Origin of the sequence: Polynucleobacter sp. AP-Melu-500A-A1, assembly GCF_018882125.1 — a bacterium.
Taxonomy (GTDB): Bacteria; Pseudomonadota; Gammaproteobacteria; order Burkholderiales; family Burkholderiaceae; genus Polynucleobacter.
In genome coordinates this window covers 463,864-485,424 of the sequence record NZ_JACVOZ010000003.1, presented here as the reverse complement: position 1 = coordinate 485,424, position 21,561 = coordinate 463,864, and the positions used below count along the sequence as shown (strand labels likewise).

The following is a 21,561-nucleotide window of genomic DNA, read 5'->3' as shown; positions in this document are numbered from 1 at the left end:
GTCCTTGCGACCCTTTTTTAATTTTTAATCGGACTTCCAAGCAGTAAGATTTCTCGGGTGAGTTGACCACTCTCGTTATCACGCATAGACCATAGATCGAGTTGCGTCTTAGTGCCATAGGGGTCTACATAAATACCATTCTTTCTTAATTCAAAATGTAGGTGTGGTCCAGTCGATCTTCCAGTCGATCCAACGTAGCCAATCTCCAAACCCCGACGCACTTCATTACCCAGCTCTAATTCGACGTTGTAGTTACTTAAGTGCGCATAGTAGGTATGGTAATTTCCAGGGTGCTCTAAAACGATTAAGTTACCAAAGGCGCCATTAAAACCTAGATGAACTACCTTGCCATTTGCTACGCTAAATACGGGTGTGCCCGTTGGCGCTGCATAGTCGATTCCCATATGGGTGCGGTAGCGTGGTTTAGGCGGTGCAGCTTGGGTAGTAGGTGTTTTGCTACTAGTACGTTTACCAGAGGATGCCCTGACACTTCCTACGCCGCGGGAAATACGGCGATAGCTTAGAGGGTTAGTCCAGAAAGATCTCTCGAGTGACTCACCACTGCCGGTAAAGAAGCCGCCCGGAATATCATTACGCTCAACCCAATACGCACTTGCAAAAACTTCTTTATTGGTAGGATCAATAATTTCAACAGCCCAGATTTGGGCCCAACGCTCGCGATCGCCAAAGTCAACAATGATTCGAACTACGCTATTGGTATTTTCGAGCGAGCTATTGTCTTCGGGATAAATTTGCTTGATGAGGGAGTTCAATTCCCAAACTAATTCCATGGGTAATGTATCAGCCACTTTAGTAGGGTCATATAAAACCTCCCGCAACGGTAGACGAATCTCCGAAAGATTTTGAGATTCATTTCTTAAATAATCTTGCTGCACTAAAAAGCCACCAAAGGCTGAAGGCGTAAATGTCCAAACTTCAGTTCTGGCATCTTGAATAGGGCCATTCATAATGCTGAGAGAATCGAAGCGATTGCGGTTACCAAATGCAACCGCATAGGGAATGCATTCACCTCGCATGCGATCAAAGAAGGTTTTAGTTTGCGTTTTAAAGAATTCAGAAAAAGCGCGATTATCAATCCCGATATTTGCTGGTAGGCTATCTTCATTCAAACTTCTTCTGATGCAGCCTTGACTGATGCGGTAGTCTAGATTGCCTGCGCTATCCAGCACGAGTTCATCTGGATCTCTGCGTTGGAACAGGGCGGGATTTAGGGTATTCGACTTCATTCCATTATTGGAGGCATTGTCTTTAAAGCTACGCTGACCTGTGCTTTGAATGATGACTTTTTGAGTGGTCGAAGACGCTTTTTGATTTTGTTTGGTTTGCGCCTGTGCTGTAGGCGCTAGCACTAGCATCAGAATTGCAAGTGCGCAACTACAGATGGGGAGCACCCAATGAGAAGCCCCGATGCCTTGAGATACTTTTTTATTCACAGCGTCATTATCTAATACTGTGAGGCTAAGCCCTCATATTTTTGTTGTGGTGCAGCAAATATCGCTCTCGGAATGTGTAAATGCCAAAAATGACTTGTTCTGCCCTGTGAAGTCCTATTGGAACCCCCTCTCAAAAAGCAAATAATCGATACAATATTTTTTTGTTTAAGGAGTTCAGATGCCCATTATTGAGTCCGTTCAAGTTGCTTCGGTAGCAGTGCCTTTAGATAAGGTCACTTCATTTTCTACTCGTACCGTATCGGAGCGCCACTATTGCATAGTCAAAGTGCGGGGTAAGGATGGGAATGAGGGCATTGGTTTTTGTTATGTTGGCAGTGCTGGTGGAGATATTGCCAAGATCGCTGTTGAGCAATTATTAGCACCCAAACTGATTGGTCAGAATAGCCATCGTAGTGAAGGGTTATGGATGGAGATGTATAACGAATCCATCTTGCAAGGACGCGCGGGCGCGGTGATGAGGGCTATATCTATTTTGGATACAGCTTTATGGGATTTAAATGCGCGCTCAGTAGGCTTACCGATGCATCACTATTTGGGCGCAGTTGTTGATGATCGTGTTTCAGCATATGCGAGCGGCGGCTACTACCTTGATGGAAAGACCCCTGCCAAACTAGGCAAAGAAATGGAGACCTATGTTAAGCAGGGTTTTAAAGCCGTCAAAATGAAAGTAGGCCGCTTGTCGCCTTCAGAAGAAGAGGCAAGGGTAAAGGCAGCTCGCAAGGCTATTGGCGAAGATATTTTATTGATGCTAGATGCTAATAATGCCTGGCGTGATTTACCTACCGCTTTGGAATATGTTCGCCGCTTTGAAGCTTATAACCCCTATTGGATTGAGGAGCCTTTCTCTCCGGATGCCATTGATTTACATGCTGCGCTAGCTCGTCAAACCTCCATCAATGTTGCTACCGGAGAAATGGAAGCGGGACGCTGGCGTTTTAGAGAGCTGATTGATGCTGGCGGCGCCGCTATTTTGCAATCAGATGCAGCAGTCTGTGGGGGTATTACTGAGTGGCGTCGTATCTCTGCCTATGCTGATCTAAAAGGAATCACTGTTTGCCCACATTGGATGCATGATCTACATGCACCATTAGTAGCAGCAACACCCAATGCACGCTTTGTAGAATTCTTTTTGGATGATCAGGTCTTAAATTTTCGAAGACTGATCAATAAGCAACTTACTTTTAAGAACGGCGATTTAATCTTGCATCAAACACCAGGTCTTGGTTTTGAGTTTGATGAAGCTGAAATCAAAATGTATGCTGGTAAAGCGGCCTGGACAAAAATCAGTTAAATAATATTTGGCAGGTATCCTCGCTTAAACAATCAAGCCCGCATCTGCGGGCTTGATTGTTGTTAGATTCAAATTAGGTCGAGGATCGTGGATTCAGTTTGAAATGGGTAATCGTTTGCGTCACTAGAACCAAGCCAAAACCTACGAAGCCAATTAAGTCTGCTTCAGTAGATGGATAGGCTAAGGCAACTCCAGAGATCACCATAATGACGCGTTCAAATATTTTGGTTTTTTCAATAAACCAACCTTGTAGTCCACCGGCTAAACAAATGATGCCGACTACCGCAGTAAAGGAGATCCAGGCAATCTGCATCCAATCTGCTTGTTCAAGTGCATTGGTAGAACCCATCAGCAATAAGCTGACACCAGATTTATCCAGTACGAACATGAATGGCACCAAAATAGCTGGAGCAACATACTTCCACGTTTGCAAGGTCGTTTTATAAGGATTGCCTTTACAAATCGCCGCTGCAGCAAATGGTGAAAGAGCCGTTGGAGGTGAGACCTCTGAAAGAACTGCGTAATAGAAAATAAACATATGGGCTGCAAATGCAGGAACGCCTAAGTTGATTAAGGCTGGCGCTGCAATCACTGCGCAAATAATATAAGAGGCAGTTACAGGGACTGCAAGGCCTACGATCCATACAATCAAGGCAGTAAAGATTGCAGTAAGCAATAAAGAACCACCTGCATACTGAATCACGATGGAGCTAAATTTAAGACCTAGGCCAGTCAGCGTCACTGTTCCTACGATCAAACCTGCGCCTGCACACGTTGCGGCAATCGCCAACACACCAGTAGAGCCCGAAGCCAAGGCCTTGGTGAGATTGGAGTTATAGAGCCCAGAAAGAATGGGCTCTTTACCTTGAAACCAAGCCCAAGGAATGATGGCCGTATCTTTGCGCAGCATGCTCGAGAAGGCCGAAACAACCGTGGCCCAGAATACGGACATCACCGGTGAGAAGCCAAACATCATAAATACGACGATCGAGATCAGTGAGAAGAAATGAAACCAATATTTTTTGGTTAGCTGCCAAGCGCTCTCTGCGGATTCAAAATGAATATGCTTCATGCCATATTTACGAACATCGATCTCCACCATGACAAACAAGCCAAGGTAGAACAAAATAGTCGGGATGGTTGCCATCAGCAAAACATCCAAATAAGAGATTTTGAGGAAGTCGGCAATCAAGAATGCTGCTGCGCCTAATACCGGCGGAGAGATAATGGCGCCAAGTCCACCAGCAGCTAAGAGACCCCCAGCAGCATTTTTTTCATAGCCTACTTTTTCTAGCATGGGGGCTGCTACAGATCCTACAGTCACTGTGGTGGCTACCCCTGAACCAGATGGGCCACCCATCAGGAATGAAGACAGCACAATCGTTCTACCAACCCCAGACGATTTACCGCCCATCGCTGCAAAGGAGAAGTCGATGAAGAATTTTCCAGCGCCAGTAAATTGCAGGAAGGCGCCAAAGATGGTGAACAGAATAATCAGCGTGGCAGAAACGTCCACAGCAGTACCGTAGATGCCCTCAAGCGTCATATACATATAACCCACTAAGCGATCTAGGTCATATCCTTTGTGCGTCCAAGGAGCAGGAAGATAGTTTCCAAATAATGCATATAACAAGAAGAGAACGGTAACGGTAACCAGTACCATGCCGTTGGTTCTTCTGACACTCTCCAGAATTAAGAGGATCAAACTAATGCCAACTATGACATCAGTGGGGTTAGGCGCAGTATTGCGGTCAGAAAAATCGTCGCCTCCACTGAGGATGTAATAAGCGATTGCAACCGATCCAATAGCAAAGAGGACATCCCACAACATTAAGCGGTTTTTGAAACGTGCAGTAATGGGAAAACTCAAGAAGACCAGGAATAAGACAAGTCCAACGTGTATCACACGAAGTTGTTGGGTGGGAACAATAGAATACGCTGCATATAAATGAAACAAAGACATTCCGACTGCTACTAGGGTGATGAACTTTGCCAGTAGACCTTTATAGTCATTTGAGTCCCCTTCTTCCTGTTTGATGAAGGCGTCTAGTTTCTCCTGGGTTTCATTGTCGATTATGTTTTGACTCATCTTTTGGCCTATGTATCTTTTTCTCTTTATGACAGCAGTAAAGCAAAAAGGGGTGAGATTAACTCACCCCCTTGGTTTGGTAAAAACTAGTTCACTTTTATATTTTTCTCTTTAAAGTACTTCATTGCACCTGGATGATAAGCAACTGGCGTTGCATTGGCTTTTTGGTTTTCTAATTTGATATTGATGTACTCAGCATGTGAGCGGACAAGATCAAGTTGATTGTCAAAAATGGCCTTGACGATTTTGTAGGCATCCTCATTGGACATATTGGCATTGACAACTAATATATTTGCTACAGCTGCTACCTTGTTGTCCTTTGCCATGCCACTATAGGTTGCTTTGGGGATCACCGTTGGGAAGTAAAGGTTGCCATATTTTTTATTCATGGCAGGCACTTCAGCATTCGTATCTACCATCACAATTTTCATGCCGGGGCTATTAGCAAGATCCGTCACTGCTGCAGTTGGCAAACCGCCTACCCAGAAGAAAGCATCGATCTTGCGATCTTTAACAGCGTTGACAGATTCGGCAACACTTAAGCGCTCACGCTTCACATCTTTATCTTTATCAAGACCTGCAGCCTCTAGCAAGCGAAATGCCATCACTTCAGTAGCACTTCCTGGGGCGCCGGTACTAATGCGTTTGCCTTTTAAATCCTTCATCGATTTAATGCCGGTTGATTCAACAGTGGCAACATGCATGAGGTTTGGATACAGTATTAGCAAGGTGCGCAAATCTACTGGCTTATCTTTAAATTTATCGTCGCCCACTGACGCGTCTTTGGCAGCATCAGCCATCGAGAAAGCCACATAGGGTTTGCCGGTACCAATTAACTTTAAGTTATCTACAGAACCACCAGTGACTTCCGCTGTAGCTGACATACCTGGTACTTTGCTGGAGAGCATGGCAGCAAGACCGCCACCCATAGGGTAATAAACACCACCAGTTCCACCCGTTGCAATGGAAATATTTTGAGCCTGTGCACCTACCCAGAAAAAACTCAGTGAGAGGGCAATGATCTTAAGTAATTTCATGATTGTTTCCTATTAATTTAGTAATTAAAGGCCTGGCATAGAAAAATTGGCTTTTTGTAATTCGCTTAAAAGTTTTGCTTGTTGCTCTGCAGTTAATTGCATGAGTGGCGGAAGAACTCTCAACCATTCTGGATCTTTGCTGTAATGTGCAACGGCGATCTTCATGCCAGCAATCATTTGGTATTGCGCAAAAATGGCGCGCAGCTTATCCATTGCTGCTTGACGTTCGTCAGCGTTCGATTCTCTCCAATGGGCTGCTAGATCAGCTATTTCTTTTGGATTAATGTTCGCAGTCGCAGAGATGCAGCCAACACCGCCTGCACGTAAAGTACGCATCAGAAATACTTCGCTACCGGCATATACGCGAAAGCCTGTAGGGGCTAGCAATTTAATAACAGATTCTGTGTAAGACCAGTCACCAGAACTATCTTTCATACCAACCACGGTCTTTGGGTACTCCTTGGCTAAGCGCTCAAGCAGTGACAGGCTTAAGGTAATTTTAGATACAGGAGGAATGTTGTAGATATAAATTTGCAAGGCAGCACTACCAACCTTTTGAATCACCTCTGAGAAGTAAGCAAATAGGCCATCATCAGAAATGTCTTTATAGTAAAAAGGAGGCAGCATAAGAACGCCTGCACAATGATGTGCTACTGCATGACGTGTCATCGTTACAGTTGCGTCGATAGAGGTAGCGCCTGTGCCAGGCATCATATGTTCTGGGTTTAAACCACCTTCAATCAGAGCAGTCAAAGTGCTCATCTTTTGTGGATCAGATATGGAGTTCGCTTCAGAATTTGTTCCAAAGATAGCTTGACCAACGCCACTGGCTTCTAACCATTTACATTGCTTTAACAATTTCTGCGCATCAGGACTACCATCTGCTTTGAATGGTGTTAGAACAGGTGATAGCACTGCGGGCAATGTGGATGGATGTAGGGTGATAGTCATACGTGCTCCGATTTAATTTTTAACTTCTGTAAGAAGGGGCTGCTGGTTAAAAAAAGCTTCTAAATTATCTACTGCTAAATTGGTCATTGCTATTCGTGTTTCGGTGGTTGCACTACCAATATGTGGCGTTAATAGAACATTATCTAGTTTTAAAAAGGCAGGGTTGGGATTAGGCTCATTCTCAAAGACATCTAAGGCCGCGCCAGCAATCTTTTTATGTTGCAGTGCATATAAAAGAGCGGTTTCATCTACAACACTACCACGTGCAATATTAATTAAGTATCCGCTAGGCCCAAGCGCCTCTAATACCTCCGCATTGAGCATTTTCTCCGTATCAGGCGTGGCTGGACAGGCCAGAAACACGACATCAGAAGCTGCTGCTAAATCTTTGACTTTGTTGAAGTAGGTATAGGGCAAATCTTTTGGGTTCGGGCCGCTGTAGGCAATCTCCACCTTAAAAGGTAAAAGACGATCAGCTAAGTCCTGGCCAATTCGGCCCATGCCGGCAATCCCAACGCGTTTGCCTGCCAAGGTGGTGGTGAGCTGGAATAAGCCTTTTGACCATGCAGCGCTTTTAACAAAGTCCTGGGCTTGGGGAATACGCCGCAGCAGCCCAAACATCATCCCAATGGCCAATTCACATACCGCATCATTAAGGACTCCTGGGGTATTGCTTGCCTTGATGCCGCGTTCTTTGAGATAGTCCAGGGGGAGATTGTCATATCCAACTCCACACGTCGCCACCATCCGAACGCTGGGCAACTGCTTCACCAAGGATGTGGGCAATTTAGTATTTGAGCGAATGAGGATGGCCTCAAAGTTTCCTGCAGGTAGAGCGGCAGTCGGATCTAGATGGGGGGTTGGCTGAAAGCGTCGATCAATTTCTGCCTGCATAATTTCAGGGAAATAGCCGACCTGTAGCACCGAATTGACGGGGATCATGTCTCACTAACTTTTTTATTGGAATAATGATTCTATTGTAAGAGAATTTCCCGTCAAAAGTCCGCACCATTTAGGAGAATGTCATGTTGTTTACCCCCGCCGAAACAAAGGTAGTGATTGTTGGAGGTGGCACGATGGGCGCAGATGTTGCAGCCGTATGTGCACGTGGAGGTTGTGCTGTTCAAGTGGTGGAACCTACTACTGAGCGTCGTGCTCTTTTGCCCGATTACTTTGCCAATACCTTGACCGAGCTCGGTTATGAAAATCGTCTTCATCTATTGAGTGTTGCCAGATCTCTAGAAGATGTGGATTGGTCAGATGTAGACTTAGTGATTGAATGCGTACCAGAGCGTCTTGATATCAAGCAAGAATTATTTGCAAAGCTCGAGCAGTATGCAAAACCCGAAGCAGTTTTGGCGAGTAACAGCACAAGCTTTCCTATTAGTCAAATTGCAGGTGACTTAAAAACAGCTGCCCGAATGATTGGCCTACATTTTTTTATGCCAGCCCATTTAATTCCCTGTGTAGAAGTTGTTTATGGCGCAAAAACTTCACCGATGGTTGCCGAAAGCCTCACTAGATTAATGACGGCTTGTGGCATGGTGCCAGTCACGGTCAAAAAAGATTTGCCAGGCTTTTTGGCAAACCGCTTGCAACATGCTTTATCAAGAGAAGCCTTTTCTATGGTTGATGCTGGTATTTGTACTCCCGAAGATATCGATAAAGCTGTTCGATTCGGCTTTGGTTTTCGGTATATTGCCGCAGGTCCTGCGATGCAGCGCGATCATGCCGGCCTAGAAATCCATGCCGCAGGGGGCGCCACTATTTACCCATCTCTAAATAATTCTCAAACGATTGCCAAGTGCTTAAGTGAGCGGGTTGATAGTGGAAAGTTTGGCATGAAAACAGGAGAAGGATTTTTTTCCTGGACTGCGGAGACAATTAAAGCGGAACGCAAACGCTATCAAGATGCTTTGCGAGAGGGCTTAAAAATTATTCAGAAAGAACTTCCCGAGATTAAATAATTCTCGATGGTCCTAAGAAATATCTTTTAGGTGTAATTTTCTTAGGTGGGGGGCGAGTCGATAGGTCAAGATAACCACAGCAATCGTTGCAGCTCCGCCAAAGACAATCGAGGGAACTAAGCCCATGAGGCTGGCAGCAATGCCTGATTCGAGAGCACCAAGTTCATTTGAAGATCCTATGAAGATGCCATTGATGGCGCTAATTCTGCCGCGCATATGATCTGGTGTAGTCAGTTGCATGACACTACCCCGAATCACCACAGAAATAGAGTCACAGCATCCTGAGATAAATAAGAAAAAGGCGCACACCCATAGATTGCTTGAAATACCAAAGGCAATGATGGATAGACCAAACCCGGCAACCGATAGAAATAAATATCTACCGGAGTCATTCAGTAAGGGTCTCCTTGCCAGATAAATCCCAGTCAGTACAGCGCCTGCTGCTGGAGCAGCGCGCAAGATGCCAAGTGTTTCCGGTCCTGCATTCAGTACTTCTTTGACAAAGGCAGGAAGGATCGAAACAGCCCCACCAAAAAGCACTGCAAACATATCTAATGCCATAACACTCAAAATAAGCTCATGTTTTCTGACGTAATGAAAGCCCTCCAGAAAGCTCTTTAGAAAATTATTTGAAAGCTTGCCACTCTTTTCTTGTACTACTTTAATAAAGGTAATGCCGAATAGACCAAAAGCACCGCAACATGCTGCGAGTAGATAGGTCCACTCTAGACCGGCAAATCCAATCATGAGTCCGCCCAATCCTGGTCCTGCCACTACGCAAATCTGAAAGGCTGATGAAGCGTATGCGGTATAGCGTGTAAGTTGATCTCTTGGAATGATTTGACCAAACAATGCCTGATAAGAGGGGCGTAATAAAGCGCGGCCGATGCCGATAAAAGCGACTGCGGTATAAATCAACGGTACCGGTGGCGTCAGATACCCTAAGGCAACAGCTGCAAGAAATAAGCCCACCATCATATGGATGATGCAAGCTAAGGCTGCAATTTTTTTTCTCGAATAGTGATCTACCGCATGCCCTGAATATAAGGCGAGCGTAAAGTAGGGAATGAGTTCAGCAAGACCAATTAAGCCCAGAGAAACCACGCTATTGGTGATTTCGTATAGATGCCAGCCTACCGCTACCATTGTAATTTGATAGCTGAGTGTCGCACCAATGCGGTAGAGCAGTAAGGTTCTAAAGGCTTTGCTGGGATTCATGAATTTTGCTTAGTTTAAGACAGTTCGTGCTTTATCCTTGAGGTATGAAGAAAATCATTCGCGTCTGGGACTTGCCAATTCGGGTATTTCATTGGCTATTAGTCATTTGTATCGTGGGCAGCTTAGTCACTATCAACCTGGGTGACTATGCCATTCAGTGGCATGCCTATTTTGGCTACAGTATTTTGGTCTTATTAATTTTCCGCATTATTTGGGGTTTTATCGGATCTACTCATGCGCGCTTTTCCACTTTCTTTCCTACAAAGACAGGCATAGTCAATTACCTCAGAGGAAATTCTTCTCGGGTACTGGGGCATAACCCACTGGGGGCCATCTCCGTTTTTGCCTTGTTGTTTGTTTTATGTATTCAGGTATTTACTGGTTTATTTGTAGATGATGAGGTGACCTTTCAGGGTCCACTATCAAAGTACATTCCCAACTCTTTGGTTTCACTCTTCTCAGTCATTCATGAAGGAAATCAGGTGTTGATTTACACCTTAATTACGATCCATATTGCAGCCATTCTTTACTATAAAAAGTTTAAGGGCGAGGATCTCATTAAGCCAATGTTGAGTGGGGATAAAGAAATTGACCCAAGTGAGCAGGCGAGTTATTCGCCAACTGACTTGGGCCGACCATCTAAGGATGGTTTTATTCAGCGCACGCTTGCATTGATACTGTTAAGCGTGATCGCGGTAGGGGTGGGTTACTTGATCACTTCTTCTTGAAGTCATCGTGGCAAGTTTTGCAGGTTTGTCCCGCAGCTGCAAAGGCTTTCTTAATACTCTCAAGATCGCCTGATTGAGCAGCAGTATTTAAACTGGCCACTGCTAGCTGCATCTTGTCGCCTGCTCCTTTGAACTTCGCATTTTCTGACCAAATTTCTGGTTGAGCTTTACCACCTTCAGTGCCTGGACCAAATGCTTGCCATGGCAGTGTTGATAGCATTGCAACAATGGCTGCGTTCTTGGCAACTTCATCCTTGTTGTAAGGCGCTTCGCCTTTTACAACAGCACCTATTCTTGCAAAAGAGGTCGACATTACGGTAAATACGCTTTGACGATATTTAATAGCATCTTCTGATTTTTGGAATTGAGCAAAAGCAATACTTGTTCCAAGCGCTAAAACAGAAGCGGTAGCAGCAAGAATAATTTTTTGTAGTTTCATAAAGGACCTCTCATTAGTGGGCGGTTTGTTGGGGGTAAGATTGGTTGTGAGATGAGCATACCCCAGAATAATGTCTTTTGCTCTTTCGTCAAACTAGAGAATCATTTGTAAGGGTAGCGTAATCAGGTAGAGCAGCCACTTAAAAAATGCCATCAGCGGCTCCATCCAAAGGCTGCCGATAATCCCAGTAAATACTAGAGCTAGGACAATGAAAAATCCCCAGGGCTCAAGTTTTCCTAAAGCAATGGACTGGCGCGCGGGAAGTAGGCTCGACAAAATACGGCCGCCATCCAAGGGAGGTAGCGGAAAGAGATTGAATACCAGTAGACCAATATTCCAGGTGATGCCCGCTTGTGCCATGGAAACAAAAAACTTTTCATTTATCCCAAAACCCAGCAGGCAGATCAACAATATTGCCCAAAAGATTGCCTGTATAAAGTTTGAACCCGGGCCAGCGAGAGCAACCCAAATCGAGTCAATCCTGGGGTTTCTGAGGCGCCCAAAATTGACGGGAACGGGTTTGGCATAGCCTACCAAGAATGGAGATCCGGTAATCAAAAGTGCCAAGGGGATCAAAATGGTGCCCACGGGGTCTATATGTCTGGCGGGGTTAAGGCTTACACGGCCAAGCATATAGGCAGTGTTATCCCCAAACCGACGGGCGGCATAGCCATGGGCTGCCTCATGGATGGTGATGGCGAAAATCAAAGGAATCGCATTAATCGCAACGGCTTGGATAGAATAGTCAGTAATCATGGCAATATGATATCCATAGGAGCAAAAATTGACTGACGATAAAAAACCTGACCCAAAGAACCCCGCTAAGCCTGTAATTGCAAAGCCACCAGCACGTCCTCCAGTCCCCAAGGGACCATCTGGCCCAGCCGGACGGCCTCAAGCAGGCTTTGGCGGCGGAAAAGGCATGATGCGCAAGGCCGGCCGCGGTCGATAGTGGATAATTACACTATTAATCAATGCGTTTAAAGAGGACTGAGCATGAACGAATGGCACGAAGAAACTAAACAAGAAATTAATAAAAAGATCATTACTTTGATTGTGATGTTGGCCGCAGCTACTAGCTTGGCTATTTTATTTGCTTTAGTGGCAGCTCATACTGGTTACGTATTCGGTTAATTTGAATCCATGACTAGCCATCGCCAACCTGCTGTATTTGTTGGCCATGGCAGTCCAATGTATGCCTTACAGCCTAATCGCTATACAGCGGCATGGACTGAGTTAGGTAAATCATTAAAACGTCCAGATGCTGTTCTCGTCATTTCGGCGCATTGGGTAACCCGTGGAGTGTGGGTTACTGCAATGGCTAAACCCAAAACAATTCACGACTTCGGCGGATTTCCACCGGCGCTATTTGAGATTCAGTATCCAGCGCCTGGTAGTCCAGCACTTGCTGATCGCATTACTGAGTTATTAAATGTTCCAGTAGTTCTTGAAGAGAATGAATGGGGTATTGATCATGGTGCTTGGTCGGTCTTGAAATACTTCTATCCCAAAGCTGATATTCCGATTGTACAACTCAGTCTAGATGGTTCAAAGTCCGCTCAAGAGCATTACGAGTTAGCTAAGCAACTACGCCCTTTGCGAGATGAAAATATTTTAATTCTTTCTACTGGCAATGTCGTTCATAACCTGCGCATGATCGATTGGCATACCGATTCAGAGCCCGCACATTGGGCTCAAGACTTCAATGCGTTTTTTAGTTCAGAGATGCTTGCCAATCATCATGAGTCACTCATTCATTGGGAGGCATACGGTGATGCTGCACACTTATCGATTCCAACGCCAGAGCACTACTGGCCAGCTTTATATACCTTAGCGCTCCAAGAGGCTGATGAGCAAGCCAAGATTTATATCGATGGCATCGAGATGAGCTCCATTGGTATGCTTGGTTTTTCAATACAGTAGAGCGCTAAATATGTGGCTATCCTTTCTGGCGATATTTTGTGGTGCAGGGCTTGGCGCCTTATTGCGAGCCAGCTTTAATTTACTGACTATAGGCGCTGCTTCAGTCGTTCCGCTGGGAACGCTGTTGTCCAATATGGTTGGGGGCTACTTAGTTGGAATTGCCGTGGCTTTCTTTGGCAGCAACCCCAGCCTCTCTCCAGAATGGAAGTTATTTATCATCACTGGATTTTTAGGAGGTCTCACCACTTTCTCTAGCTTTTCTGCTGAGGTAGTGAGCTTTATGCAGCGTGGAGAATTCACATGGGCACTGGGCACTGCACTCTTACATCTCGTTGGATCTTTGGTACTGACTTTCTTAGGTATCTTGACTTATCAAACCCTGAAATAAAAAAACAGGAATCCTCGAGAGTCTTCCTGTTGTGATCTCAAAAGAATTACTCTGGTTTGATTTTTGCAATGCGCACTACTGCGCCCCACTTGATCGATTCTGAACGAATCAGAGCAGCAAAATCTGCAGGTGTTCCACCACCAATTTCATTGCCTTGGGAGAGCATGAGCTCGCGAAGTTGCGGATCCTTTAATGCTTCGTTGGCAGCTGCGTTGAGCTTATCAATAATTGCTTTAGGGGTTCCTTTGGGGGCAATCAAACCTTGCCAGTTCAGTACTTCTACCTTTGGGTAGCCAAGCTCAGTAAAGCTGGGCACATTCGGTAATAGCGGAGAGCGCTTCTTGCTGGTAATGGCAATGGCGCGGAGTTTATCGGCTTTAATACTGGGCATTGCAGAGTACATTTGATCAAACATCATCGTGACATTGCCTGCCATTAAATCTGTAAGGCCTGCTGAGCCACTCTTGTATGGCACATGAATCATGTCAATGCCAGCACTTTGCTTAAAGATTTCTGCTGAGAGTTGATGGCTACCGCCAATGCCTCCAGAAGAAAAGGTTAATTCACCAGGCTTAGCCTTGGCAGCATTAATAATGTCCTGTAGAGTTTTATATGGCGATTTTGGATTGACGACCAGTACAAGTGGTCCTTTTTCAATTAGCACAATTGGCGTTACATCACTCTCTGGGTCATAACGAAGATTGGTAAAGAGAGTCTTATTGACGGCCATCGGGGCAAAATTACCCATGCCAATGGTGTATCCATCTGGCGCTGCACGTGCAATCATTTCTGTACCGATGTTGCCACCTGCACCAGGTTTGTTATCCACAATAATGGGTTGCTTGAGGATGACACTCATTTTCTGAGCCATCTGTCGACTGCGCGAGTCAGCGCCACCACCAGCAGCATAAGGAACAATAAAGTTAATAGGCTTGTTGGGGTAGCTATCTTGCGCCAGAACTGCGGCGCTTTGAATGATGCTCAGCGCACCAAATACCAGAAGAGTAGATGCAAGGGATTTTGAGAATTTCATAAAAGATCCAATTTAGACAAAACCTAATAAGCCTAAAACAGCACCTAAGACAATGAGGTACAAAGGGTGCCAGCGTGTGAGTAATGTAAAAGCAATTGTTGCTAGGGTCAAGGCATAAGCAGCTACGCCATGGTTAATTTGTAAGGCAATCTGCCATGCCGAGGATAGAACCAAGCCAATTGCTAGTGCTGCTGCTGCATATTGGATGGATTGTTTTTTATGGGGATCTTTCATCCCCAAGAGAAGGCGCTGTAAGTAAAAAATCAAAATCGAGGATGGCCAAGCAATCGCTAGGGTGGCCACACATGCACCTATCGCGCCATAAATATGCCAACCCAAGAGGGTGACTGTCATAAAGTTTGGGCCAGGCGCTGCTTGCGCTATTGCAAAGTAATCTGAAAACGTCTGAAGGTCTATCCAGTGCTCCTGATTGACTGCGAGATTCAGTAGTACAGGAAGGAGTGCATTAACACCACCAAAGGCTACTAGAGAAAGAGCAGAAACTTTAAGAAATAGACTTAGTAGGATGCTCATACTTTATGAGCTTTCTTCCAAGCTAAAAATAGAGCAAGAGGCGACGCAATCAATACTACCCAACCTAAACCCAAGTGAAAGTAGCACACGGCTAGTATGGTGATGAAGACTACCAACAGCATTGCTGGATAACGAAACTCATCACGCAACATCTTAAAGCCAGTAGAGGCAATCAAGCCAACGCCCACAGCAGAGATGCCGCGCAAGATACCTTTGACAGAGTCTAAATAGCTGTAGTGGTCATATAACACTGCTAAGAGCATTACCAAGGAGATGGGCCCGAGCGTTAGCCCCATTACTGATGCTAATGCACCCTTAGCACCAGCAAAGCGTGAGCCTACACAAACGGCTAAGTTCACAATATTGGGGCCGGGAACAATTTGGCAGATGCCCAGAATCGCACTAAATTCCTCTGAAGTCAGAATCTTGTCACGTTCAACCAAGGCACGTCTTGCCCATGGCAATACACCACCAAAACCTGACATACCAATTTTGCTAAAGCTAATGAAGAGCTGTAGGGGAGTTAGCTGAATCAAGATGGGACGAGGCTTTTCTTATTGAGGCTTAAAAGGATGTGGAATAGGCCTATCTTCTAACCAAGCTTCTAGTGTTGCAGTAATGCCTTTTGAGAATGTTTCAAAAATAGGTTCTGCAATAAAGCCTAAATGAGGAGTTACCAATAAGTTGGGTGTATTGCGAAGCGGATCATTTTCGGGAAGTGGTTCTATGTCAAAAACATCTACCGCAGCTTGACCGGGTGATCCAGTCTTTAAGGCTATCTGAAGATCTGCCATATTAATGAGGGCTGAGCGTGAGGTATTCACCAAAATAGAATCTGGGCGCATGAGTGCAAGTTGATCGGCTGAGATGAGGCCCTTGGTACCAGGCCCTGCAACCAAGTGCATGGTGACCACCTTAGAAGTTTTTAGTAATTCTTCCAGGCTGACGGACTTTGCATTTTCAGTTGCAGCGCGCTCAGGCGTCATACGCGGACTCCAGGTTACTATCTCCATGCCAAATGCTGCACCCACACGCGCTACTCGACTACCAATCGATCCAAGGCCCATGACACCAAGGCGCTCTCCAGCAAGCATTGGTAGTACTGATAGTTCATCGCGCCATCCACCAGATGAAATGAGTTTATTTTCTTCAACAATGCGTTTAGAGGCCCCCAGAATTAAAGCCCAAGTCAGTTCGGCGGTCGTTTCCTTAGAGGGTCCACCAGGAGTGACACCGATGGGAATATTGCGAGCAACTAAGGCCGCAGAATCTAGCGTACCGTTACGCTCACCAGTAAACATCAGAAACTTTAGCTTTGGTAAGCGTGCAATCATCGCCTCATTCAATGGAGCGCGATCACGCACAATCGCAATAGCATCTGCATCTTTTACTGCTTCATATAAAGCTTCGTCACGTAATGGCTCATGATGAATGGTGAGATTTCCAAGTGCATCAAGCTTGTCCCAGTTGGAGAAGCGTCGCAGTGCGCGCTCATAATCTCCCAGGATGACGATATTAGGCGAAGTCATAGTAATGCGCTTTTTGAGTGCTTAGTCTGGAGTACAAAGGCGAATGATTTGTTTTAGATCAGACGCTTGGCCTAATTTCCAAAGTGCTGAAATCAGTTGACTTGCCTTTTCTTTACCAATAATAGGTTCAGCAAGACTAGTGAACTTTTGCTCTAGGTTGGCATCGCTCATCGGGTTTTCAACTGAGCCGATCGCATTCTTCACAAATACGTGCACTTCTTTACCATCCTTGAGAAAGGCTTTGACATCGACAGAAGCCTCGCTAATGGAAGTATCTGTTGTAGCATTTACTTTACCGCGTAGCGCAACAACGTCAGCGCGATTGACGATATCGTCAGCATATTCACCTTCACCGGCTTGACCAAAGATTAATCCAACAGCACATCCGTGGTAAACGCTGAATTTGCCTTCTAGTCCATCTTTCGGGGTCTTTTTGCCAGTCAATTCTAAGACCAGTGGATGCACACGTAATTCAATACGCTCAACATCTTCTGCTTTGACTCCTTGTGCGCGCAACTGGGCGCAAGCGTCGATAGCGGGATGGATCACAATGCCGCAAGCAAATGGCTTGTAAGTATTTAAAGAAATCTCAAATGATTTTCCGAGGGCGCGATCTATTTCTGACCAGTCGCATTTAGTGGACACAGTTTGCATATAGCCACGGCCTGCTTCCAGTGCTTTAGAACTTGCAGTAAAGCCGTGTTTAGCCAAGAGTGCAGACAGCTGGCCTGCACGAGCTGCGCCACCTGGATGAAATGGCTTAGTCATCGTGCCAAATTGTTCACGCATACCCACTGGTTGAGAGGCGGCAATCCCTAAGGCCATCGTGGTTTTTTGCAAGTCAAGACCCATTAAGCGTGAGCAAGCAGCAGCTGAGCCTAACATTCCTGTAGAACCAGTAATGTGCCAACCGCGATGATAGTGATCGGGATACATTGCATTACCCACGCGGCAGGCAACATCAATTCCGAGAATGAGTGAGTCAATGATTTGACGGCCATTGGCATTCGTATGCTCGCCAAGAGCCAAGATTGCTGAGGCAACTGGTCCTGCAGGGTGAATAACAGTCTTGAGGTGGGTGTCATCAAAATCAAAAGTGTGCGAGCTAATACCATTAATTAAGGCAGCACCACCCATATCGACTTTATCTTTGCGCCCGAGGATACTTGCTTGTGGGGCAGGCTGAAATTCACGGATAGCAGCTAATGAAGATTCAACACTTTCATGATTGGCAGCGCCAATTGCACAGCCAAGCCAATTGAGAAATGTCCGATGGGCTTCATGTTCGACTTCTGGTGTCCATCCTTGGCTTGGATGAGTAGTAACAAATTCGGCTAATATTTTAGTGACTGGTGGCGCATTGAGATCTGCTGCGGCTGCAATAGCGTGTGACATATAGTTTCCTATTTCTGAAGTGGGTTTATTCGATTTCGATATTACGGTCTTTGGCCACTTTGGCCCAGCGTGCAATATCTTCTTTGATGTAGTTGGCAAATTGCTGTGGTGTCATTGGCATTAAAGTCATTGCCTCGCTAGTCATCTTTTCAGAGAACTCTGGCAGCGCTAATACTTTATTAAGCTCCGCATTAAGCTTTGCTGTAATTGCTGGAGGGAGGTTGGCTGGGCCAACAACACCGTACCACTGTTGTCCGTCAAAGCCATTGAAGCCAAGCTCTTTAAAAGTGGGGATATTGGGTGCTGCACTACTGCGTTTTGCGCCTGTCACAGCTAAACCACGAACCCGATTGGTATTGATATAAGGAAGCGCTGCAAAAAGTGTTGGAAACATTGCCTGAGTTTGACCAGCCAGCAAGTCTGTATAGGCAGGACCTACACCGCGATAAGGAACGTGCACCATGAAAATACCGGCAGCCAACTTCAGTTGTTCCATGCCTAAGTGAGTTAGCGTTCCCGGTCCTGCTGAACCATAACTAAGTTTTGCAGGATTCTTTTTCGCGAAATCGATAAATTCTTTAAAGTTTTTAATTGGCAAATCTGGGTTTATTACAAGCACATTCGGCGTAGCACCAATCATGCCAATGGGAGTGAAATCTTTGATTGCGTCGTAAGGTAATCTGCGCACAGCAGGATTTGTTCCATGGGTACCAACATAAGCCACCATGAGGGTATAGCCATCAGCTGGTGCCTTTGCCACGGCTTGTGATGCGATCGAACCACCACCACCACCCATGTTCTCAACAACAACTTGTTGGCCAATCGAGCGCGATAATCTTTCTGCTAAGGTTCGGGCAATATTATCTAAACCTCCACCCGCAGCAACCGGAGCAATTAATTTGATCGGTTTAGTTGGGTAAGGAGTAGCCGTGGGTGCTTGTGCATGCACATTTAAACTGGTGATTAAAGTGAGAGCAGCGAGGGTCAGGGATGATAAAAAAATCGGCAATTGCCGATTAGGGGTAATGAACATTTTTCAGGCCTAGGTTATTTTTATGGATTACTCTTGTGGATCTGGTAATTCTACTATTTATGGCAAATACTTTCTCAGGAGAAAAGCATGACTTTAGTGGGTAAATCTGCCTAACTGACTTTAATATTTTTGCGATTGGATGCTTCAAAGGAAATGGAGTCTAAGTCAGGCTCCAAAGCTTCTCGCTGATCAAATACAAAGCACGATCCTTGGTAGTGGGCTGAGCCAACTTCTTCGAAATATTTCAGAATGCCACCCTCTAATTGGTAGTTATGCTCCATGCCAATTTCGCGCATATAGAGTCCTGACTTTTCACAGCGAATTCCACCAGTACAAAAACTGACAACGGTTTTGTCAGCTAACTGTTCTTTATGGGCAGTAATAGCTTCTGGAAATTCAGTAAACTTTTGAATATTAAAGTGCAGCGCATTTTCAAAGGTGCCGTACTCCACCTCAAATGCATTGCGAGTATCGAGCATCACTACTGGGCGACCTAAATCATCTGTACCACGATCTAGCCATTCCTGTAATTTTTTAGGCGTGATGAAATTCGCTCGACCAGATTCTGGTCGAATGCTTGGATGATTCATACGAATAATTTCAGCTTTGAGCTTGATCAGCATCTTTTTAAAGGGCTGATCATCAGACCAACTTTCTTTAGCCTCAAGAAGGCTAAAACGAGAATCACTTCTGAGCCAATCCAAAAAGCCACGTAAGGCTACAGTCTTGCCTGCAAGAAACAGATTGATTCCTTCGCCCGTCAGCAAAATGGTGCCTTTCAGTTCACGGGCATTGCATTCCTCGAGCATTTTGGTGCGCAGCGCTGGTAAGTCATCCAGACTGACGAACAAATAGGCAGCAATGTTCAAAATCGGCTTCATAGTCTATCTATTATCAGGCAAGCTGGCCAATGGGGTGGTAATCTTGGGACTTCAATTTGGAGGAGATGATCCATGGAGGTTTTTCAAAAAATAGCCAAAAGAGCCGTTCTATTAGGGCTGTTAGCCTTTAGTGCCAGTAATCTAGTAAATGCCCAATCTGCGGGCGTGGGGACTTGGCCCACTCAAAAACCCATTCGCTTAATCGCAGTATTTCCGCCTGGCGGATCGGTTGATCAGGTTGCACGTATTCTGGCACCCGCTTTGCAGGCTGAGTTAAAACAAAATGTGATTGTTGAAAATATTGGTGGCGCATCTGGTGTAATTGGTACGGCTGCTATGACTAGGTCAGATCCCGATGGCTACACTTTTGCGGTGGTCTTTGATACCCATGGGGTGAATCCTAGTTTAAAAGACAAGCTTCCCTATGACACCATCAAAGATATTGCGCCAGTGACCTTAATTGGCACGTCTCCAATGGTCCTAGTGGCTAGCAAGTCTTCTGGCATTACTAGCTTCAAGCAACTGGTAGAGATGTCAAAAGCAGGCAAGCAATTTAGCTATGGCTCAATTGGAATTGGAAGTCTGGGGCATTTAGCAATGGCTCGCTTAGCTAAGCAAGCCGGTTTTGACTGGAACCACATTCCTTATCGCGGCGGTGGACCATTAATGCAGGATGCCTTAGGTGGTCAAGTACAATTGGCAATAGGCTCGGAGTTTTTAGTTAAACCACACATTGAAAGTGGCAGTCTGATTCCCTTGGTTACCACGACCACTAAACGGTCTGCTGCATTACCTAATGTGCCAACCATTTCTGAGAGTGGCTTCCCTGGCTTTAATGCTCCAGCGTGGTGGGCGATACTTGCCCCTGGTAAAACACCTCCAGCCATTGTGAATGCGATGAACCAGGCGGTGACCAAAGCATTAAAGACTCCCGCTGTTGCCGATAAATTGAAAGCACAAGGCATTGATATTGTGGCTGGAAATCCAGAGGTACTAAACAATTTTATTGGCAAACAAATTGGCATGTGGGGTAAGTTTGTCATTGAGAACAATATTAAAGAAACTGGTCAATAGAAAGCTTTTATGTCAGAACGTTTAATTCCTTATCAGCCATTGGATTTGGCTGAACCAGCTGAGTTAGTTGCTGCGATTCGTAAAAGGCGTGGCGGTGATTTTATCAATCTAGATCGCATGCTCTTACATAGCGTACCGATTGCTGAAGGCTGGAATCATTTCATCGGAGCGATACGTAACAATCTTTCTTTAGATCCAAAGTTGCGAGAGTTGGCTATGTGTGGTGTAGCTGTTTTGAATGGTGCTGAGTATGAATTCTTTCATCATGCCCCACCATTTAAAAAAGCCGGTGGTACTGAAGAGCAAGTCCAAGCATTGCGTCTCATTGGGCAGACAAGCTTTCTAAGGAGTCTATTTACCCAATTGGAAAATGATGCGGTTGATTTAACTTATCAAATGACGCGGAATGTTCAGGTAGACCCTCAATTAATGGGGCGCCTACAAAAAGAATTAGGTAGCACCGATACTGTAGAGCTAGTAACAGTCGTTGCTGCGTACAACATGGTGTCCCGTTTCTTAATTGCTTTGGATGTCAACCCTGAAGATCATCCGCCAGCCTAATAGAAAACGTGACTT

At 45.3% G+C, this 21,561-nt stretch carries 24 protein-coding genes; 9 read left to right on the top strand and 15 right to left on the bottom strand.

Translation table 11 applies throughout. The annotated features are described in order from the left end of the window. Nucleotides 1–17: 17 nt before the first annotated feature. Nucleotides 18–1,454 (bottom strand): M23 family metallopeptidase, encoded by a 1,437-nt coding sequence (locus ICN38_RS08955; protein WP_370624388.1) that lies wholly within the window; start codon nt 1,452–1,454, stop codon nt 18–20. 178 nt (nt 1,455–1,632) lie between these two features. Between ICN38_RS08955 and ICN38_RS08950 the strand changes: the two genes are divergently transcribed. After that, nucleotides 1,633–2,766 carry a mandelate racemase/muconate lactonizing enzyme family protein gene (locus ICN38_RS08950; RefSeq protein ID WP_216256718.1) on the top strand — a complete coding sequence of 378 codons (1,134 nt, stop codon included), beginning with the start codon at nt 1,633–1,635 and terminating at the stop codon, nt 2,764–2,766. Between the two features lie 73 nt (nt 2,767–2,839). On the opposite strand, the gene ICN38_RS08945 is transcribed toward ICN38_RS08950, so the two are convergent. The 4 genes from ICN38_RS08945 to ICN38_RS08930 all read right to left on the bottom strand — a co-directional run bounded on the left by ICN38_RS08945 (nt 2,840) and on the right by ICN38_RS08930 (nt 7,785). Beyond that, complete coding sequence (locus ICN38_RS08945; RefSeq protein ID WP_216256717.1) at nt 2,840–4,855, bottom strand: TRAP transporter fused permease subunit; 2,016 nt, start codon at nt 4,853–4,855, stop codon at nt 2,840–2,842. A gap of 86 nt (nt 4,856–4,941) precedes the next feature. Continuing rightward, nucleotides 4,942–5,892: a TAXI family TRAP transporter solute-binding subunit gene (locus ICN38_RS08940; RefSeq protein WP_216256716.1), complete on the bottom strand. Its 951-nt coding sequence runs from the start codon at nt 5,890–5,892 to the stop codon at nt 4,942–4,944. A gap of 24 nt (nt 5,893–5,916) precedes the next feature. Then, nucleotides 5,917–6,843 (bottom strand): dihydrodipicolinate synthase family protein, encoded by a 927-nt coding sequence (locus ICN38_RS08935; RefSeq protein ID WP_216256715.1) that lies wholly within the window; start codon nt 6,841–6,843, stop codon nt 5,917–5,919. Between the two features lie 12 nt (nt 6,844–6,855). Beyond that, nucleotides 6,856–7,785 (bottom strand): 2-hydroxyacid dehydrogenase, encoded by a 930-nt coding sequence (locus ICN38_RS08930; protein ID WP_216256714.1) that lies wholly within the window; start codon nt 7,783–7,785, stop codon nt 6,856–6,858. An 83-nt stretch (nt 7,786–7,868) separates the two neighbouring features. Between ICN38_RS08930 and ICN38_RS08925 the strand changes: the two genes are divergently transcribed. Next, nucleotides 7,869–8,810, top strand: a complete 942-nt coding sequence (locus ICN38_RS08925; RefSeq protein WP_216256713.1) for a 3-hydroxyacyl-CoA dehydrogenase family protein — start codon at nt 7,869–7,871, stop codon at nt 8,808–8,810. Nucleotides 8,811–8,822: 12 nt separating this feature from the next. On the opposite strand, the gene ICN38_RS08920 is transcribed toward ICN38_RS08925, so the two are convergent. Next, nucleotides 8,823–10,028 (bottom strand): MFS transporter, encoded by a 1,206-nt coding sequence (locus ICN38_RS08920; protein WP_216256712.1) that lies wholly within the window; start codon nt 10,026–10,028, stop codon nt 8,823–8,825. A 44-nt stretch (nt 10,029–10,072) separates the two neighbouring features. Between ICN38_RS08920 and ICN38_RS08915 the strand changes: the two genes are divergently transcribed. Next, nucleotides 10,073–10,756, top strand: a complete 684-nt coding sequence (locus ICN38_RS08915; protein WP_216256711.1) for a cytochrome b/b6 domain-containing protein — start codon at nt 10,073–10,075, stop codon at nt 10,754–10,756. Here the strand turns inward: ICN38_RS08915 and ICN38_RS08910 are convergent. After that, nucleotides 10,743–11,195 carry a cytochrome c gene (locus ICN38_RS08910; RefSeq protein WP_216256710.1) on the bottom strand — a complete coding sequence of 151 codons (453 nt, stop codon included), beginning with the start codon at nt 11,193–11,195 and terminating at the stop codon, nt 10,743–10,745. The two genes, ICN38_RS08915 and ICN38_RS08910, sit on opposite strands and share 14 nt — an antisense overlap. A 93-nt stretch (nt 11,196–11,288) precedes the next feature. After that, nucleotides 11,289–11,951, bottom strand: a complete 663-nt coding sequence (locus tag ICN38_RS08905; RefSeq protein WP_216256709.1) for a site-2 protease family protein — start codon at nt 11,949–11,951, stop codon at nt 11,289–11,291. A gap of 28 nt (nt 11,952–11,979) precedes the next feature. Between ICN38_RS08905 and ICN38_RS08900 the strand changes: the two genes are divergently transcribed. From ICN38_RS08900 to crcB, 4 genes are read left to right on the top strand one after another with little or no spacing between them, the layout of a single operon-like run. Beyond that, entirely contained in the window at nt 11,980–12,147 is a 168-nt protein-coding gene (locus tag ICN38_RS08900; protein WP_216256708.1) for a hypothetical protein, read from the top strand. Between the two features lie 44 nt (nt 12,148–12,191). Then, nucleotides 12,192–12,329 carry a hypothetical protein gene (locus tag ICN38_RS08895; RefSeq protein WP_216256707.1) on the top strand — a complete coding sequence of 46 codons (138 nt, stop codon included), beginning with the start codon at nt 12,192–12,194 and terminating at the stop codon, nt 12,327–12,329. Between the two features lie 9 nt (nt 12,330–12,338). Further along, nucleotides 12,339–13,118 (top strand): 4,5-DOPA dioxygenase extradiol, encoded by a 780-nt coding sequence (gene ygiD / locus ICN38_RS08890; RefSeq protein WP_216256706.1) that lies wholly within the window; start codon nt 12,339–12,341, stop codon nt 13,116–13,118. A gap of 10 nt (nt 13,119–13,128) precedes the next feature. Continuing rightward, nucleotides 13,129–13,506 carry a fluoride efflux transporter CrcB gene (crcB, locus tag ICN38_RS08885; RefSeq protein WP_216256705.1) on the top strand — a complete coding sequence of 126 codons (378 nt, stop codon included), beginning with the start codon at nt 13,129–13,131 and terminating at the stop codon, nt 13,504–13,506. Nucleotides 13,507–13,552: 46 nt separating this feature from the next. Here crcB and ICN38_RS08880 read toward each other — a convergent pair whose 3' ends face one another. The 7 genes from ICN38_RS08880 to ICN38_RS08850 all read right to left on the bottom strand — a co-directional run bounded on the left by ICN38_RS08880 (nt 13,553) and on the right by ICN38_RS08850 (nt 19,911). Next, a complete protein-coding gene (locus ICN38_RS08880; protein ID WP_216256704.1) occupies nt 13,553–14,539 on the bottom strand; it encodes a tripartite tricarboxylate transporter substrate binding protein in 987 nt (328 codons plus the stop codon). 12 nt (nt 14,540–14,551) lie between these two features. Further along, entirely contained in the window at nt 14,552–15,073 is a 522-nt protein-coding gene (locus ICN38_RS08875) for a chromate transporter (protein WP_216256703.1), read from the bottom strand. After that, a complete protein-coding gene (locus ICN38_RS08870; protein ID WP_216256702.1) occupies nt 15,070–15,609 on the bottom strand; it encodes a chromate transporter in 540 nt (179 codons plus the stop codon). Before ICN38_RS08870 ends, ICN38_RS08875 begins: the two co-directional genes overlap by 4 nt. A gap of 18 nt (nt 15,610–15,627) precedes the next feature. Continuing rightward, a complete protein-coding gene (locus ICN38_RS08865; RefSeq protein WP_216256701.1) occupies nt 15,628–16,602 on the bottom strand; it encodes a D-2-hydroxyacid dehydrogenase family protein in 975 nt (324 codons plus the stop codon). 21 nt (nt 16,603–16,623) lie between these two features. Next, nucleotides 16,624–17,997 carry an MmgE/PrpD family protein gene (locus tag ICN38_RS08860; RefSeq protein WP_216256700.1) on the bottom strand — a complete coding sequence of 458 codons (1,374 nt, stop codon included), beginning with the start codon at nt 17,995–17,997 and terminating at the stop codon, nt 16,624–16,626. Between the two features lie 25 nt (nt 17,998–18,022). Next, nucleotides 18,023–19,030 (bottom strand): tripartite tricarboxylate transporter substrate binding protein, encoded by a 1,008-nt coding sequence (locus ICN38_RS08855; RefSeq protein ID WP_216256699.1) that lies wholly within the window; start codon nt 19,028–19,030, stop codon nt 18,023–18,025. A 110-nt stretch (nt 19,031–19,140) separates the two neighbouring features. Beyond that, nucleotides 19,141–19,911, bottom strand: a complete 771-nt coding sequence (locus ICN38_RS08850; RefSeq protein ID WP_216256698.1) for a sulfurtransferase — start codon at nt 19,909–19,911, stop codon at nt 19,141–19,143. 72 nt (nt 19,912–19,983) lie between these two features. On the opposite strand from ICN38_RS08850, the gene ICN38_RS08845 reads away from it, so the two are divergent. Further along, a complete protein-coding gene (locus tag ICN38_RS08845) occupies nt 19,984–20,985 on the top strand; it encodes a tripartite tricarboxylate transporter substrate binding protein (protein WP_216256697.1) in 1,002 nt (333 codons plus the stop codon). Nucleotides 20,986–20,994: 9 nt separating this feature from the next. Continuing rightward, nucleotides 20,995–21,546 (top strand): carboxymuconolactone decarboxylase family protein, encoded by a 552-nt coding sequence (locus tag ICN38_RS08840; RefSeq protein WP_216256696.1) that lies wholly within the window; start codon nt 20,995–20,997, stop codon nt 21,544–21,546. Nucleotides 21,547–21,561: the final 15 nt, after the last annotated feature.

Coding starts and splice junctions, on each gene's coding strand:
- ICN38_RS08905 (WP_216256709.1), bottom strand. CDS start 11,951: ATGATTACTGACTATTCTATCCAAGCCGTTGCGATTAATGCGATTCCT.
- ICN38_RS08895 (WP_216256707.1), top strand. CDS start 12,192: ATGAACGAATGGCACGAAGAAACTAAACAAGAAATTAATAAAAAGATC.
- ICN38_RS08935 (WP_216256715.1), bottom strand. CDS start 6,843: ATGACTATCACCCTACATCCATCCACATTGCCCGCAGTGCTATCACCT.
- ICN38_RS08940 (WP_216256716.1), bottom strand. CDS start 5,892: ATGAAATTACTTAAGATCATTGCCCTCTCACTGAGTTTTTTCTGGGTA.
- ICN38_RS08855 (WP_216256699.1), bottom strand. CDS start 19,030: ATGTTCATTACCCCTAATCGGCAATTGCCGATTTTTTTATCATCCCTG.
- ICN38_RS08920 (WP_216256712.1), bottom strand. CDS start 10,028: ATGAATCCCAGCAAAGCCTTTAGAACCTTACTGCTCTACCGCATTGGT.
- ygiD (WP_216256706.1), top strand. CDS start 12,339: ATGACTAGCCATCGCCAACCTGCTGTATTTGTTGGCCATGGCAGTCCA.
- ICN38_RS08925 (WP_216256713.1), top strand. CDS start 7,869: ATGTTGTTTACCCCCGCCGAAACAAAGGTAGTGATTGTTGGAGGTGGC.
- ICN38_RS08840 (WP_216256696.1), top strand. CDS start 20,995: ATGTCAGAACGTTTAATTCCTTATCAGCCATTGGATTTGGCTGAACCA.
- ICN38_RS08930 (WP_216256714.1), bottom strand. CDS start 7,785: ATGATCCCCGTCAATTCGGTGCTACAGGTCGGCTATTTCCCTGAAATT.
- ICN38_RS08950 (WP_216256718.1), top strand. CDS start 1,633: ATGCCCATTATTGAGTCCGTTCAAGTTGCTTCGGTAGCAGTGCCTTTA.
- ICN38_RS08860 (WP_216256700.1), bottom strand. CDS start 17,997: ATGTCACACGCTATTGCAGCCGCAGCAGATCTCAATGCGCCACCAGTC.
- ICN38_RS08875 (WP_216256703.1), bottom strand. CDS start 15,073: ATGAGCATCCTACTAAGTCTATTTCTTAAAGTTTCTGCTCTTTCTCTA.
- ICN38_RS08865 (WP_216256701.1), bottom strand. CDS start 16,602: ATGACTTCGCCTAATATCGTCATCCTGGGAGATTATGAGCGCGCACTG.
- crcB (WP_216256705.1), top strand. CDS start 13,129: ATGTGGCTATCCTTTCTGGCGATATTTTGTGGTGCAGGGCTTGGCGCC.
- ICN38_RS08845 (WP_216256697.1), top strand. CDS start 19,984: ATGGAGGTTTTTCAAAAAATAGCCAAAAGAGCCGTTCTATTAGGGCTG.
- ICN38_RS08910 (WP_216256710.1), bottom strand. CDS start 11,195: ATGAAACTACAAAAAATTATTCTTGCTGCTACCGCTTCTGTTTTAGCG.
- ICN38_RS08880 (WP_216256704.1), bottom strand. CDS start 14,539: ATGAAATTCTCAAAATCCCTTGCATCTACTCTTCTGGTATTTGGTGCG.
- ICN38_RS08945 (WP_216256717.1), bottom strand. CDS start 4,855: ATGAGTCAAAACATAATCGACAATGAAACCCAGGAGAAACTAGACGCC.
- ICN38_RS08850 (WP_216256698.1), bottom strand. CDS start 19,911: ATGAAGCCGATTTTGAACATTGCTGCCTATTTGTTCGTCAGTCTGGAT.
- ICN38_RS08915 (WP_216256711.1), top strand. CDS start 10,073: ATGAAGAAAATCATTCGCGTCTGGGACTTGCCAATTCGGGTATTTCAT.